Annotated in this window: 13 protein-coding genes and 1 pseudogene; 7 read left to right on the forward strand and 7 right to left on the reverse strand. The window is 63.5% G+C overall.

From position 1 onward, the window contains the following. Positions 1 to 96 precede the first annotated feature (96 nt). Positions 97 to 1506, forward strand: a complete 1410-nt coding sequence (gene leuC, locus KY465_RS05745) for a 3-isopropylmalate dehydratase large subunit (RefSeq protein WP_219200630.1) — start codon at positions 97 to 99, stop codon at positions 1504 to 1506. Between the two features lie 70 nt (positions 1507 to 1576). Here leuC and KY465_RS05750 read toward each other — a convergent pair whose 3' ends face one another. Further along, positions 1577 to 2083: a hypothetical protein gene (locus tag KY465_RS05750; protein ID WP_219200631.1), complete on the reverse strand. Its 507-nt coding sequence runs from the start codon at positions 2081 to 2083 to the stop codon at positions 1577 to 1579. A 195-nt stretch (positions 2084 to 2278) separates the two neighbouring features. Between KY465_RS05750 and KY465_RS05755 the strand changes: the two genes are divergently transcribed. The 5 genes from KY465_RS05755 to KY465_RS05775 all read left to right on the forward strand — a co-directional run bounded on the left by KY465_RS05755 (position 2279) and on the right by KY465_RS05775 (position 6368). Then, complete coding sequence (locus KY465_RS05755) at positions 2279 to 2761, forward strand: GNAT family N-acetyltransferase (protein ID WP_219200632.1); 483 nt, start codon at positions 2279 to 2281, stop codon at positions 2759 to 2761. Positions 2762 to 2928: 167 nt separating this feature from the next. Then, complete coding sequence (sdhC, locus tag KY465_RS05760) at positions 2929 to 3318, forward strand: succinate dehydrogenase, cytochrome b556 subunit (RefSeq protein WP_219200633.1); 390 nt, start codon at positions 2929 to 2931, stop codon at positions 3316 to 3318. Between the two features lie 20 nt (positions 3319 to 3338). Next, a complete protein-coding gene (sdhD, locus tag KY465_RS05765) occupies positions 3339 to 3713 on the forward strand; it encodes a succinate dehydrogenase, hydrophobic membrane anchor protein (RefSeq protein WP_219200634.1) in 375 nt (124 codons plus the stop codon). 12 nt (positions 3714 to 3725) lie between these two features. Then, complete coding sequence (gene sdhA, locus KY465_RS05770) at positions 3726 to 5546, forward strand: succinate dehydrogenase flavoprotein subunit (RefSeq protein WP_219200784.1); 1821 nt, start codon at positions 3726 to 3728, stop codon at positions 5544 to 5546. 42 nt (positions 5547 to 5588) lie between these two features. Further along, positions 5589 to 6368, forward strand: coding sequence for a succinate dehydrogenase iron-sulfur subunit (locus KY465_RS05775; RefSeq protein WP_219200635.1), 780 nt, complete (start codon positions 5589 to 5591; stop codon positions 6366 to 6368). 15 nt (positions 6369 to 6383) lie between these two features. On the opposite strand, the gene KY465_RS05780 is transcribed toward KY465_RS05775, so the two are convergent. After that, a complete protein-coding gene (locus KY465_RS05780; RefSeq protein ID WP_255561438.1) occupies positions 6384 to 6722 on the reverse strand; it encodes a DUF167 domain-containing protein in 339 nt (112 codons plus the stop codon). Continuing rightward, entirely contained in the window at positions 6709 to 7005 is a 297-nt protein-coding gene (locus tag KY465_RS05785) for a YggT family protein (RefSeq protein WP_219200636.1), read from the reverse strand. Before KY465_RS05785 ends, KY465_RS05780 begins: the two co-directional genes overlap by 14 nt. Before the next feature lie 255 nt (positions 7006 to 7260). On the opposite strand from KY465_RS05785, the gene KY465_RS05790 reads away from it, so the two are divergent. Continuing rightward, positions 7261 to 8520 carry an MFS transporter gene (locus KY465_RS05790; RefSeq protein ID WP_219200638.1) on the forward strand — a complete coding sequence of 420 codons (1260 nt, stop codon included), beginning with the start codon at positions 7261 to 7263 and terminating at the stop codon, positions 8518 to 8520. On the opposite strand, the gene KY465_RS05795 is transcribed toward KY465_RS05790, so the two are convergent. The 4 genes and pseudogenes from KY465_RS05795 to KY465_RS05810 form a co-directional block, all read right to left on the reverse strand. Further along, a complete protein-coding gene (locus tag KY465_RS05795; RefSeq protein ID WP_346432597.1) occupies positions 8472 to 9236 on the reverse strand; it encodes a glutamine amidotransferase in 765 nt (254 codons plus the stop codon). The genes KY465_RS05790 and KY465_RS05795 overlap by 49 nt on opposite strands. Further along, positions 9233 to 9754, reverse strand: a complete 522-nt coding sequence (locus KY465_RS05800; protein ID WP_219200641.1) for a tellurite resistance TerB family protein — start codon at positions 9752 to 9754, stop codon at positions 9233 to 9235. The genes KY465_RS05795 and KY465_RS05800 overlap by 4 nt, the downstream gene beginning before the upstream one ends. Positions 9755 to 10303: 549 nt before the next feature. Further along, positions 10304 to 11776: pseudogene (locus KY465_RS05805) on the reverse strand (heme biosynthesis HemY N-terminal domain-containing protein); the annotation flags it as partial. A 9-nt stretch (positions 11777 to 11785) separates the two neighbouring features. Next, positions 11786 to 13480, reverse strand: coding sequence for a COG4223 family protein (locus tag KY465_RS05810; RefSeq protein ID WP_219200645.1), 1695 nt, complete (start codon positions 13478 to 13480; stop codon positions 11786 to 11788). Between the last annotated feature and the right edge of the window lie 59 nt (positions 13481 to 13539).

The following is a 13539-nucleotide window of genomic DNA, read 5'->3' on the forward strand; positions in this document are numbered from 1 at the left end:
TCACGGGCGCCGATGGTTCTCTGGTTGACTGACAGCCACCCCTTCGCCCCGGCTTGCCGGGACCCCTTTATCGTTGCAGCAATCTGGAAGACACCCATGACCGCACCGCGCACCCTTTATGACAAGATCTGGGATGATCACGTCGTCGACCGTCAGGATGACGGAACCTGCCTCCTGTATATCGATCGCCACCTCGTCCACGAGGTCACCAGCCCGCAAGCCTTTGAAGGCCTGCGCAACGCCGGCCGCAATCTGCGCGCGCCGCAAAAGACACTCGCGGTGGTCGACCATAACGTGCCGACCACGCCCGATCGCGTTGATGGCATCAAGAACGAGGAAAGCCGTATCCAGGTTGAGGCGCTCGCCGCCAATGCCGCCGAATTCGGCGTGGAATACTTCAACGAGCGCGATATCCGCCAGGGCATCGTCCATATTGTCGGCCCCGAACAGGGCTTCACACTGCCCGGCATGACCATTGTCTGCGGCGACAGCCACACCTCCACCCACGGCGCATTCGGTGCCTTGGCGCACGGTATCGGCACCTCGGAAGTCGAGCATGTGCTCGCCACTCAGACGCTGATCCAGAAAAAAGCCAAGAACATGCTCGTCCAGGTCGATGGCCAGTTGCCCGATGGCGTCACCGCCAAGGACATCATTCTTTCGATCATCGGCGAGATCGGTACCGCTGGCGGCACTGGCCATGTGATCGAATTTGCCGGCGAGGCCATTCGCGCCTTGTCAATGGAAGGTCGCATGACCGTCTGCAACATGACCATCGAAGGGGGAGCACGCGCCGGCCTGATCGCTCCCGACGAGAAGACATTCGCCTACATCAAGGGCCGTCCGCGCGCGCCGAAGGGCGAAGCGTGGGAGCAGGCGGTCGCCCACTGGTCATCCCTCCACTCGGATGAGGGCGCAGTGTTCGACAAGATCGTCCGCCTTGATGCCGCCAACCTGCCGCCGATCGTCTCCTGGGGCTCATCACCCGAAGACGTCGTCTCCGTGACCGGCGCTGTGCCGGACCCGGATGTCATCGCTGACGAAAACAAGCGTGTCTCGAAAAAGCGGGCCCTGGAATACATGGGTCTGAAGCCGGGCACACCGATAACCGACATCACCCTCGACCGCGTCTTCATCGGCTCCTGCACCAACGGCCGTATCGAGGATTTGCGTGCCGCCGCCAAGGTTGTCGAGGGCCGTAAGGTCGCCGCCTCTGTGTCCGCCATGATCGTTCCGGGTTCCGGTCTGGTCAAGGAGCAGGCGGAAGCCGAAGGGCTGGACCGCATCTTTCTCGACGCCGGCTTTGAATGGCGCGAGCCGGGATGTTCCATGTGTCTGGCCATGAACGATGACCGCCTGAAACCCGGCGAACGCTGTGCTTCGACGTCAAACCGCAATTTCGAAGGACGCCAGGGCTTCAAGGGGCGCACCCATCTGGTGTCGCCGTCAATGGCGGCCGCCGCCGCGATCGCCGGCCATTTCGTCGACATCCGCGACTGGCACTAAGGCGGTATCCCCGTTATCGCCAGAAAGCGGCGGTCCGGGGGGCCGCCGCTTGATCGGCTCGCTCGCCTGGTCAGTTCGGCCGGATGATGCACACGCCGCTATTGCGGCTGCATGCCTCACTGAAACTTTGCGGCATGACCGGCACGATGATGGCCCCCGACGAAGGTTGCGGCACGTTCAGAACGCGCACGCCGCTGCTCTCACCTTCCCGGTAAAAATAAATTCCATTGCCCGGATCGCGAACGCCGCTGAGGTTGCCGGACAACGTGCCGTAGCCGCTCTCAGCGTTGCGAGTGGTCGCCGCGCGCCTGGCGCGCCGCCTCTCTTCTCCCCGGCGATGCGAATTCTCGGATCGCAGCCCGCGATGCCCGGCCTCTTCACGCCATTTACCTCGCCGAACGGACCGGCCGTGGCGATCCCCATCCGCGGTATAGCGCTTGCGCAGATACAGAACCTTGTTGCCCGGTGCCGTCACGGACTCGCCACCGCCAGGTGTCTGCGACGATCCGGTCTGCGGGACGGCAACCAGCAGGACGGCTGCTCCAAGAAAAGTGAGAAGGCTGCGGGCAATCTTCATCGGTTCACTCCTTACGCTACACCGGCTGAATGCGGGCTGCCCCGATCAAACAGTTGTGACGCAAACCGGTTCCGGAGTCACCTCGGGACGCCATTAGATCGATTTTAACCTTAAGATTGGAGCGATTGAGCAGGCCATGTGCTTGACCGTCCGTCGGGTTTGACCGAAACATGCGGCGGAAAGCACGGAGCGCCCATGAGCAACGACACCACGATCGACATCGGAATTCTGCATCTCAAGGATGCCCATCATCTTGCCCCCCTCCTCGCCAATTATATTCAGTCATTGAAGCGGGGAGCACCGCGGCGGCCGGATGAATATTATGCCGAGACCCTGCTGCAGGATCGCGCGGCACAGATTTTCGGCGCCAGGCTCGATGGCGCGCTGGTCGGATTTGTCGTCTTCTACGATCTCCCGGACCCGGTGACCGGCATGCGTCAGGGCCAGGTCGATCATATCTATGTCAGCCACGAGCATCGCGGCATGGGCATTGCGCGCGCCATGATTGACATGCTCGCAGAGGAAGCCGACACCCATGGCTGGTCGCGCCTGCTGCTGAACGCCCCACGACTGCCGGAAGACGGGCGCAAGCTTTACGAAAAGATCGCCGCGGCCGCCGACCACACCAGCTGGCAGATCACCTTTGACAATGCCCCCACGTCTCGCGACAAGCCGTGAGCAGCGGACGGGCAGGCTTTTGCACCGCACCGCACACGCGGCCAGATGCCACTTTGACGCGCTGCATATAAGGTTCTAGAACGCCTGTGCCGCTACAACGCTTCGCGCTTCCGGCACTAGGGCTTTGATGCTCGCGGCACGATCGGAATGAACAAAAGAGGTCCGCCATGGCCAATGTCAGCCAGAACCGCCCCATCTCGCCGCATCTCTCGATTTATCGGCTGATCCCGACCATGGTGATGTCGATCCTGCATCGCATCACCGGCGCCACACTCTATGTGGGCACGCTGTTTGTGGTCTGGTGGGTCGTCGCTGCAGCCGCGGGACCGGACCATTACGACTGGGTCAGCGCCATTTATGGCTCGATCCTCGGCCGCCTGGTCCTGTTCGGCTACACCTGGGTGTTGCTGCACCACATGCTCGGCGGCATCCGGCACCTGATCTGGGATACCGGTCATGGCCTTAGTCCGGAGACCAGCACCCGCTTTGCCTGGGCAACGCTCGCCGGCTCACTGTCTCTGACGGTCCTGATCTGGATCGTCGGTTTCATCGTTTGACTGCAAGGAAGGAAAGCGCCATGCGCACGACACTGGGCAGGGTTCGCGGTCTTGGCACCGTGCAAAAGGGAACCGGGCATTTCTGGCTGCAGCGCTTGACTGCCGTCGCCAATATCCCGCTCTTCATATTCTTCATCTTCTTCCTGGTCAGCAACATTGGCGCCTCTCATGCCGAGATCACCGCCGCCTTTGCCAATCCGCTGGTCGCCGCCCTGTTTGCGCTGATGGCCCTGTCCGGCCTGGTGCATATGCGCATCGGCATGCAGGTGATCATCGAGGACTATGTCCACTCCGAGGGGCCGAAGATCGTCCTGCTCATGCTCAACATCTTTTTCGCCGTGGCGATGGGAGCGCTTCTCTTGTTCTCCATCCTTAAACTCGGCTTCGGAGGCTGATCCCCGATGGCAATGCAGAATGAAGTGAACATTAACGGGCGCGCCTATACGCTCGAAGATCATGCCTATGACGTGGTCGTGGTCGGGGCTGGCGGCGCTGGCCTGCGCGCCACGCTCGGCATGGCCGAGCAGGGGTTCAAGACCGCCTGTATCACCAAGGTTTTCCCGACCCGCTCGCACACGGTGGCGGCGCAGGGCGGAATCGCCGCCAGCCTCGAGAACATGACGCCCGACTGCTGGCAATGGCATCTTTACGACACCGTCAAGGGGTCCGACTGGCTCGGTGATGTCGATGCCATGCAGTATCTGGCGCTCGAAGCGCCGAAGGCCGTCTATGAGCTCGAACATTATGGCGTGCCGTTCTCACGCACCGAGGACGGTCGCATCTACCAGCGCCCGTTCGGCGGGCACATGCAGAACTATGGCGACGGGCCTCCAGTGCAGCGCACCTGTGCCGCGGCCGACCGTACCGGCCACGCCATCCTGCACACCCTTTATGGTCAGTCACTGCGCCACAATGCCGAGTTCTTCATCGAGTATTTCGCGCTCGACCTGTTGATGGAAGAGGACGGCCGATGCACCGGCGTCGTCGCCTGGAATCTCGACGACGGCACCATTCACCGCTTTTCGGCCAAGATGGTGGTGCTCGCCACCGGCGGCTATGGGCGTGCCTATTTCTCCGCCACCTCGGCGCATACCTGCACCGGTGACGGCGGCGGCATGATCGCCCGCGCCGGCCTGCCGCTGCAGGACATGGAATTTGTGCAGTTTCACCCAACCGGCATCTATGGAGCCGGCTGCCTGATCACCGAGGGCGCGCGCGGCGAAGGCGGCTATCTGGTCAATTCCGAGGGCGAGCGTTTCATGGAGCGCTATGCGCCCTCAGCCAAGGATCTCGCCTCTCGCGACGTCGTTTCGCGCTGCATGACCATGGAGATCCGCGACGGGCGCGGCGTCGGCAAGGACGGCGACCACATCTTCCTGCATCTCGATCACCTCGATCCGGCGGTGCTGGCTGAGCGGCTTCCCGGTATCTCCGAGAGCGCCCGGATTTTTGCCGGCGTCGATGTCACCCGGCAGCCCATCCCGGTGCTGCCGACCGTCCACTACAACATGGGCGGCATCCCGACCAATTATTGGGGTGAAGTGCTCAATCCGGTGGAGGGTCAGCCTGATCGCGTGACGCCCGGCCTGATGGCCGTCGGCGAGGCCGGCTGCGCCTCGGTGCACGGGGCCAACCGCCTCGGCTCGAACTCGCTGATCGACCTCGTTGTCTTCGGTCGCGCCGCCGCTCTGCGTGCCGGCGAAGTGATCGATCGCGCCGCTGCGATCCCCGGCGTCAATGAGCAGTCTTTCTCAAGGATCATCGAGCGCTTTGATCGCATACGCAATGCCGATGGCGGCACCCCGACGGCTGAGCTGCGCGAGAAAATGCAGAGAGCCATGCAGGAAGACGCCGCCGTGTTCCGCACCCAGGCTTCGCTTGAACAGGGCTGCCAGAATATTTCCGCCATCTGGAACGAACTTTCCGACGTCAAGGTCACGGACCGTTCAATGATCTGGAATTCGGATCTGGTGGAGACTTTGGAACTGGAGAACCTGATGGCCAACGCCATCACCACCGTTTATTCGGCCGAGGCGCGCAAGGAAAGCCGCGGCGCCCACGCCCGCGAGGACTTCCAGGACCGCGACGACACCAATTGGCGCAAGCACACCCTGGCCCGTCTGAACGAAGCTGGCACCGTGACGCTCGACTATCGGCCGGTGCATGTCGATCTGATTGCAGAGGGCATCGAGCTTGCCAAGATCGCGCCGAAAGCGCGCGTTTACTGATGTTCCGCCGCAATGAAGGCTGCCGCCACGAAGGACTGAATGATGGTTGAACTCACACTTCCCAAGAATTCAAAGATCACCAAGGGCAAGACCTGGCCGAAGCCGGAGGGCACGAAGAACCTGCGCGAATTCAAGGTCTATCGCTGGTCCCCGGACGATGGCGCCAATCCGCGCCTCGATACCTTTTACGTCGATCTCGACGATTGCGGACCGATGGTGCTCGATGCGCTGCTGTGGATCAAGAACAAGGTTGACGCGACCCTGACGCTGCGCCGCTCCTGCCGCGAGGGGATCTGCGGCTCCTGCGCCATGAACATTGACGGCACCAACACCCTGGCCTGCACCAAGGGCATGGATGACATCGACGGTGCCGTGAAGATCTATCCGCTGCCGCACATGCCTGTGGTCAAGGATCTGGTCCCCGATCTCAGCCTGTTTTATGCGCAGCACCGCTACATCGAGCCGTGGCTGAAGACCGTCTCGCCCGAGCCGGCGAAGGAGTGGCGCCAGAGCCACGAAGACCGCGCCAAGCTCGACGGTCTGTATGAGTGCATCCTCTGTGCCTGCTGCTCGACAGCCTGCCCCTCCTACTGGTGGAACGGCGAACGCTATCTGGGACCCGCGGCCCTCTTGCAGGCCTATCGCTGGATCGCCGATTCGCGCGACGAAACGCGCGGCGAGCGCCTGGATGGGCTCGAAGATCCGTTCCGGCTCTACCGCTGCCATACCATCATGAACTGCACCCAGACCTGCCCGAAGGGGCTGAATCCTGCCAAGGCAATCGCCGAAATCAAGCAGTTGATGGTCGAACGACAGATGTAAGCACGGCCGGTAGCGTCAATCCACGCCGCTGCCAGCCAACTTGGCCAAAGCGGCAAGGCGCGCTTCCTCACCAGCCAGTTCAAGTGTCTTGGTTCGGTGCGCCAAGCCGGCGACAATCGTGATCGCGGACCTTGGAACACCCAGGGCGCCGCTTATCAGAACGATCAGCGCCCGGTTGGCCCGGCCGTCCTCCGGCACGGCGGTCACCCGCGCCTTCAGCCACGCGACCCCGTCGGCATCAATGAAAATGTCGCCGATCCCGTTCCGCCCCGCTTTCGGGGTCAGGCGGACGCGCAGCAGAAACCTGTCACCGCGCCACTCGAACGGCGCCGGCAAGGCTTCAGCGCACGCCAAGTGCCGGTGCCACCGATGTCCACAGCAAGGTGCGAATGAACATGATCAATAGCAGAAGGACGATCGGCGAAATATCCAGCCCGCCAAGATTGGGAATGAAACGGCGGATGGGCCGCAGCGCCGGTTCTGTTGCCCGGTAGAGAAACTCCCCGATCATGCCGACAAAGCGGTTGTTCGAATTGACCACGTTGAAAGCATAAAGCCAGGAGAATACCGCACTCGCGATGATCACCCAGCTGTAGAGGTTGAGGGCGACATCAATCGTTGAAATCAGCGCGTACATTGGTGGCTCCGGGATAGAACTGCGGGCGGGCGGGCCCGAAAAGGGCTTTCGACATGTAGCTATTTGCCCGCCCTCCGACAAGGGTATCACCGCGGAAATGCCTTGACGCAAGCACCATCATGGAGGGTGAGGCCCGCTGCTGCTCGGGCGGCACACCTGACGAGCGATGCCGACAGCCACAAGCGCGGCGCCGATGGCTCGACATTGCGCCGCAAAGGTGTACACAAGGCGCGTTCACCAGACGGGTCGCACGCCATGGCCGCATCGCCTCCTTCCGACGATCGTTACGCGGCGTTTCGCCATCGCGCCTTCAACTTCTACTTCGCAGCGCGATTTCTCTCCGGCTTTGCCCTCGAGACGATCATCGTTGCCGTCGGTTGGCAGATCTACGACCTCACCCGCGACCCGTTCGATCTCGGTCTGGTCGGACTGATCCAGTTCCTGCCGGCGCTGGTGCTGCTGCTCGCCACCGGTTCTGCGGCCGACCGCTACTCCCGGCGCGGCATCATTCTCATTGCCGATCTGATCATGGCCTCCGGTGCCGCCGCCTTGCTGGTGCTGACCTGGAACGGCCTGACCTCGGTCCTGCCGATCTTCGCGGTTCTTCTGGTGTTTGGCGTCGCGCGTGCCTTTCTCGGCCCGGCGGCGCAGGCGCTGGCGCCCAACCTCGTCCCGGCACGCGATCTGCCCAACGCCGTGGCCTGGAACTCCAGCGCCTGGCAGACCGCGAGTGTCGTCGGTCCGGTCGCCGGCGGCCTCCTCTATGGCATCGGTCCGTCCATCCCCTATTTCGCCGGCGCCGCGATGCTGCTGGCGGCGGGCATCCTGATCTGGCAGGTTCCCCGCCAGCCGCGCCGCATGAACCGCGAGCCGCAGAGCTGGTCGAGCCTGCTTGCCGGTTTCCGCTACATTCGCCGCGAACGCGTCGTGCTCGGGGCCATCTCCCTGGATCTGTTCGCCGTGCTGCTAGGCGGCGCCGTGGCGATGATGCCCGTTTATGCCCGCGATATCCTTGTTCTCGGTCCGGTCGGCCTTGGTCTTCTGCGCGCCAGCCCTGGCATTGGCGCCATCCTGATGGCCGTTTATCTGGCTTCACGTCCGATACGCCGCGCCGCCGGCGTCAAGATGTTCATCGCGGTCGGTCTGTTCGGTCTCGCAACGCTGATCTTCGGCCTGTCGACCAGCCTGCCCCTGTCGCTTCTCGCTCTCATATTGCTTGGTGCCGCCGATACGATCTCGGTCTATGTGCGCCAGAGCCTCGTGCAACTGTGGACGCCCGATGAGCTGCTTGGCCGCGTCAGCGCCGTCAACATGGTTTTCGTTGGCGCTTCAAACGAACTCGGCGACTTCCGCGCCGGCAGCATGGCAGCAGTGATCGGCCCGGTCCTAGCAGTCACACTGGGCGGGCTGTCCGCATTTGGTATTGCCGGGCTGTGGGCCTACGCGTTCCCGGAACTGCGCCGCATTCAATCGCTTGACAGGGACCGCGAGATGATGCGGGAAGGCGGCGACTGAGCGCGACCGAAGATCTTGTCGAGGAACAGCTTCAGCCAAGTCAGCAGCGCCGCATCATGCAGCATCCGGCCGGACAGATGCTGCGCCCCCTGCTGAGCGCCGGGCAGCGAAAACCGGCGGGCACCGCGCACCGTCCAGCGCGTCATCATCGCCAGCGTCAGTTCGGCATGGAACTGCACACCCCAGGCATTGTCGCCGTAGCGGAAGGCTTGATTCGGATAAAGCTCCGCGGTCGCCAGCAATTCGGCTCCGGTCGGTAGATCAAAACCCTCTCGGTGAAACTGGTAGACGATATCCGGCCAATCCATCAGCTTTTGACCCGCCTCGGTCGCCTGCAGCGGGTACCAGCCGATTTCCACATGCCCATCCTCGCGGCCATAAACGCGCGCACCCAGATAACGGGCAAGGATCTGCGCCCCAAGACAGATGCCGAGAAACGGCTTGCCGGATTTCAGCACCACCTCCATCCAGCGGGATTCCGCATGGATCCCCGCGACATCATCATTGGCACTCATCGGGCCGCCGAATACGACTGCTCCCGCATGTCCCTCGAGTGAAGCAGGCAGGGGATCTCCGAGGACGGGCCGCCGGATATCGAGCTGATAGCCCATTTCCACCAGCAATTGCCCGACCCTGCCCGGGCTTGAGGTCTCCTGATGCAGCACGACCAGCAGCGAGGGCGCTCTGGGTGGTGCATGGACTTCCAGCTTGCTCACCCCGTGCCGTCCCCGCTTTTCGCCGTCTCCGTGCTCTGCCCCCCAGGCGCGTCGGGACTGGCCTGATCGCGACGCGTGGCCACGCGCTGCCGGGCGGAGACCCGATCTCGGCCATCCACCCCCATCAGATCGGCAATCCGCCAGACGACATGATCCTCGAGCTCGTGGCGAACCCCGTCGGCATAGGCCAGTTCCCACAACAACTCGATGAAATGCGTCTTCTCATCGGGTGACAGGCGGCGATTGAGCACACGGGTGAAGCCGTAGAGATCGACCGATTCAAGCTCGGCTTCCTCCGCCTGCCGAAGCAGTTGCGCAGCTTCCGGATCGCTCTCGGCATAATCGCGCGCCACCAGCTGGCGCAACATGGAGCGTTCGGCTGCCGTCACTTCGCCATCGGCATTGATGACGCTGAAAAACAGGGCCACGGCGGCAAGCTCCGGTGACTCGCGGGCCGGACGCCGACCCTCGTCGCCGTCACCCAGTCGAGCCAGGAAGTCGCGGATCGCATCAAACATTCGTCAGTCCGTTTCCACCGGTCAGAACAACCGGAATTTCTGTTTCTTCTCCTCAGGTCCGGTCTCGTCAACCCCCGGATCATCCGGAAGATGCTGCGGAAACGCCTCGGCGTCATCGTCCTCGCTATCGGCTTGCGCAGATTGCTCGCCGTCCGCTCTCTTATCGACACTCGTCGTGCCGGGACCAGAGACTTTCTGTTCAACGGAGGCGCTGGCACGCCTGTCATCTTCGGTTTCGCGCCTCTTCTCGCCATCCAGCGCAGCGGCTGTCGCCAGGCCGGCGCCGGTCGCCGAAACGCTCGCGCTTGTCTGCGCACCGCCCGTCGTTGAAGCGGGTGAAGTCCGACTGGCCGCCCCTTCGTCAGTGGTAGTGTTGTCAGCCGGTTCTTCCGATCGCCCGCTGTCCGGTTTCGCGGAAGGGGCCGCCGCGCGATGATCGTTTGCTGCTGGCGGCGCTGCCGCCGCCTCGGCGACGGTGCTTTCGGCCCGCACTCCATTGTTCCGGTCAGAAGCGGCTACCTGAGACAAGGATGCGCCCGCCCCAGCGTCGGCCGTGGCCGCTGGACTCACCTCCTCAGCCTCGCCATCAAGAGTGCGGTCCGCGCGTTCTGCACCGCCCACAGCCTTCGTTGCGTCCGGGTCCGTCCGCCGCGGCGCTGACAGGGGCGGCAGGCCTGCGACAGCCCGTTCGAACGAGGCTTCCGGTGCCTCATGTTCGATCGTGCCGCCCGATAAACGCTCGACCGGCACTTTCCACTCGAACGCGTCGAGCCTGCCGGTGACCGGCGAGATCGGCTGCCAGTCCTCTGATACATAACCATCCGCCGTCCACGCTGGATCCCGCGGCGCCCGCAAAGCCTGGCTGAGCCAATGGCGTGCGCGTCCCTGATCCCCCGATGCCGCTTCCTCGATATCGGCGAGCAACAGGTAGATGGATTCGCGCGGTGCCAGACGTGCGGCAGCCTCCGCTTTCTCACGCGCAAGGTCGAGGCGACGGGCATTCAACGCCGCGCGCGCCACCGTAAACAGCGATTCGGCGTGATGCGGCCGGATGCTCTCCAGCTTCAAGGCGCGTTTCAGCTCATCTTCCGGCGTATCACCGAAGCGCGCATGCACATAGGTCTCTGCGACCATCGGGTGCTGCTTTTCGCGCCATACCTTTTCCAGGAGACGGGCGCCGCGACGCAACTTGTCCTCGCGAAAATACGCCTTTGCCGCAATCAGGGCGGCCGGTACGAAATTCGGCTCCAGCCGCAGCGCCGACTGCGCATCGGCTCGGGCCGCTTCCGGTTCCGCGTCGAACCGCTCCTTGGCGCGAGCCGTCAGCAGCACCGCCTTCTTGCGGTTGGCATCCTTCTTCTTGTAGGCCCCCGCCTGGGTCTGACGCTCCAGAAGCCTCAGGGACTCATCCCAATCGCCATCCAGGGTCCGGCTCGCCAGCGCCGCTTCTCCGGCCCACGCCAGACGCGGCGCTTCCTCCGCGGCCTTTTCCGCATAGTGCCGCGCCGCTTCATCAGCGCCCTGGCGCCGCGCCTCCAGATACAATCCGCGCAAGCCGAGAAGCCGGGTTTCCGGATCTTCGACCATCGCCTCGAATTGTTGCCGCGCCGCATCACTGCGTCTGTCGATCAACGCCGTCTGAACCTCCAGCAAATGGATCAAAGGCTCCTGATCGGCATTCAGCAGCCCTTGTGTCCGCTTGCTCATCCGCTTTGCCGTGATCGCGTCACCGGCACCCGCCGCAATCAGGCCGGTCGAGAGAGCCTGATAGCCGCGATCCCGTTTGCGGGCGCGAAAGTACCGCCGAAGCGAGTGCGGCGAAGTGACAAGCGCGCGGATCAGCCACCACAGGATCATCACCGCTGCAATCAGCGAGACAATGGCGGCAACGGCGACCATCAGGGACATTTCGATCTGCTGGCCCTGCCAGGAAACCATCAGTTCGCCCGGCCGGTCAGCCAGCCAGGCAAACCCAAAGCCGAGCGCCAGAACGAGAGCGACAAAAACCAGCAATCTGATCATGAACTTCTCCTATTCGCTCGTCGCTTCATTTGGCACAGATCCAGCATCGGCATTGCCGCCAACTCTCGCTGCATCACCACCGGCAGTATCTGCTTCACTCGAATTGGTCAGCGTCTCGGGAAGCTGGACCGACTGCATCAGCCGCTCGATCTCGTAGCGTGCCTTGAGCCCGTCACCAAACTGGGGCGCTGCCGCGCGTGCCGCCTCCGGCAACGCTTGCCATTCCGCCAGCGCTGCACCCAGCGCGCCGCGATCCAGCTGCACTTCGAGCCGCGCCAGAATGGCCTCGACGCCGTCGCCCTTAACCTCGCCAACCGGCCGCACCTTGACAACCGAGCGCGCGCTGCCGAGCAGCCGCGTGACCACACCGGCATCCTCGTCGATCGGATTCGTGGCGGCGATCATGCGATCGGCCACGGCATCGAACTGCGCCGCCAGCTCGGCGCGGGTCGGCACGCCATCGCCAGCCAGCGGTTGTATTCGCTCCACCATCGTATCGTTCTCCGCCACCGAGCTGTAAGCATCAAGTTCGGCCGCGAAGGGACCGCCTCGGTCAATGGCCGCTTTCAGACCCGAAAGAGCGATGGCGCGCGCCATGGCCAGATCTCGCCCCGGCTGGTCGACCGCGTCCTCCACGTCCGTCAGACGCTGCATCAGTGTTTCCTGCTGTTCTTCCAGAGCCGCCAGCCGGTCGCCGAGGTTGTCAGCGCCGGAGCGCAGCCCTTCAAGCGCCGCGGTGACGTCTTGTCCCTCCGCCCGTATCTCGGCCAGCGCCGCTGTGACCTCATCGACCGCGCTTTCAGTGTCCGAAGAACCAGGCGCCGCTGAATCCTGCAGATCAGCCACGCTGTCCGCCAAAGCCGCCAGCCGGTCCTGCAACTCGCCAAGGGACGCGGCCGCATTGTCGGTATCACCAGAGGATGCCTCACCGCCCGCAGCCGCCGTCAACTCTTCAGGACTTGGCAATTGCGCTACTTCATCGCTGAGATCCGCAACGCGTGTCTGCAATTGCGCCACATCCTGCGCCAGGGATTCGACCGTCGACGCCGCGGATTGCATGTCGTTCGAGGCTTGAGGACCGCCCGGTATCAGACCGGCAGCGTGCAGGCCGAGAAGGGCAGCCACCGCCAGCCCCCCGCCGAGCACACCACCGATGAGCGGACCGGCCCTGCTTCCTCGCGCAGGCGGCGTTTCGGCATCCCTCTTGGTAGGAGGCACCGTCGTCCCGACCCGCGAGGGGCCGGAAGCCGATTTCGCTTTGTCAGCATTCTTCGCAGCGTCTCCGGCCTGCGCAGAACCCGGCTTGGAGCCGGACGCGGCATCCGTCTTTGTTGCCGATGCGGCGGCGATGCCGCCGGCACCCGTCTTTGCAGAGGTTTTGTCACTGCCTGCCGAACCCGCACTCGACTGAGATTTCTGCGTCTCTTGGGTTTTTTTCGGATCTGAAGATTCCACCGCCGCTGCGGCTGCCGCATCTGCATCCTTGGACGAAGGCTGAGGCGTGGCCGGGCCACCGGCTAAAGCGGTGACAGCTTCCTTGCTGTCCTTGCCCTTCTCGCTGAGTGGATTCACGGAGCTGCTGCCCGCAGGCGAGGAATCTGACGGCTTGGGGCTGTTGGCGCTGTCGTCGCTCTTCTCTGCCGTGAGATCAATTGTCACCGGCTTGCCTGATCGCGAACGGCGCGGTGTCTTGTCCTTTGTCATGGTCGCTCCTCGATCATCCGCGGTCGGGCGCCGCGACAAGGCCGGAATTGTGCGAGGCA

Source organism: Neohoeflea coraliihabitans, assembly GCF_019334345.1.
In the GTDB taxonomy this organism is placed as follows: domain Bacteria; phylum Pseudomonadota; class Alphaproteobacteria; order Rhizobiales; family Rhizobiaceae; genus Pseudohoeflea; species Pseudohoeflea coraliihabitans.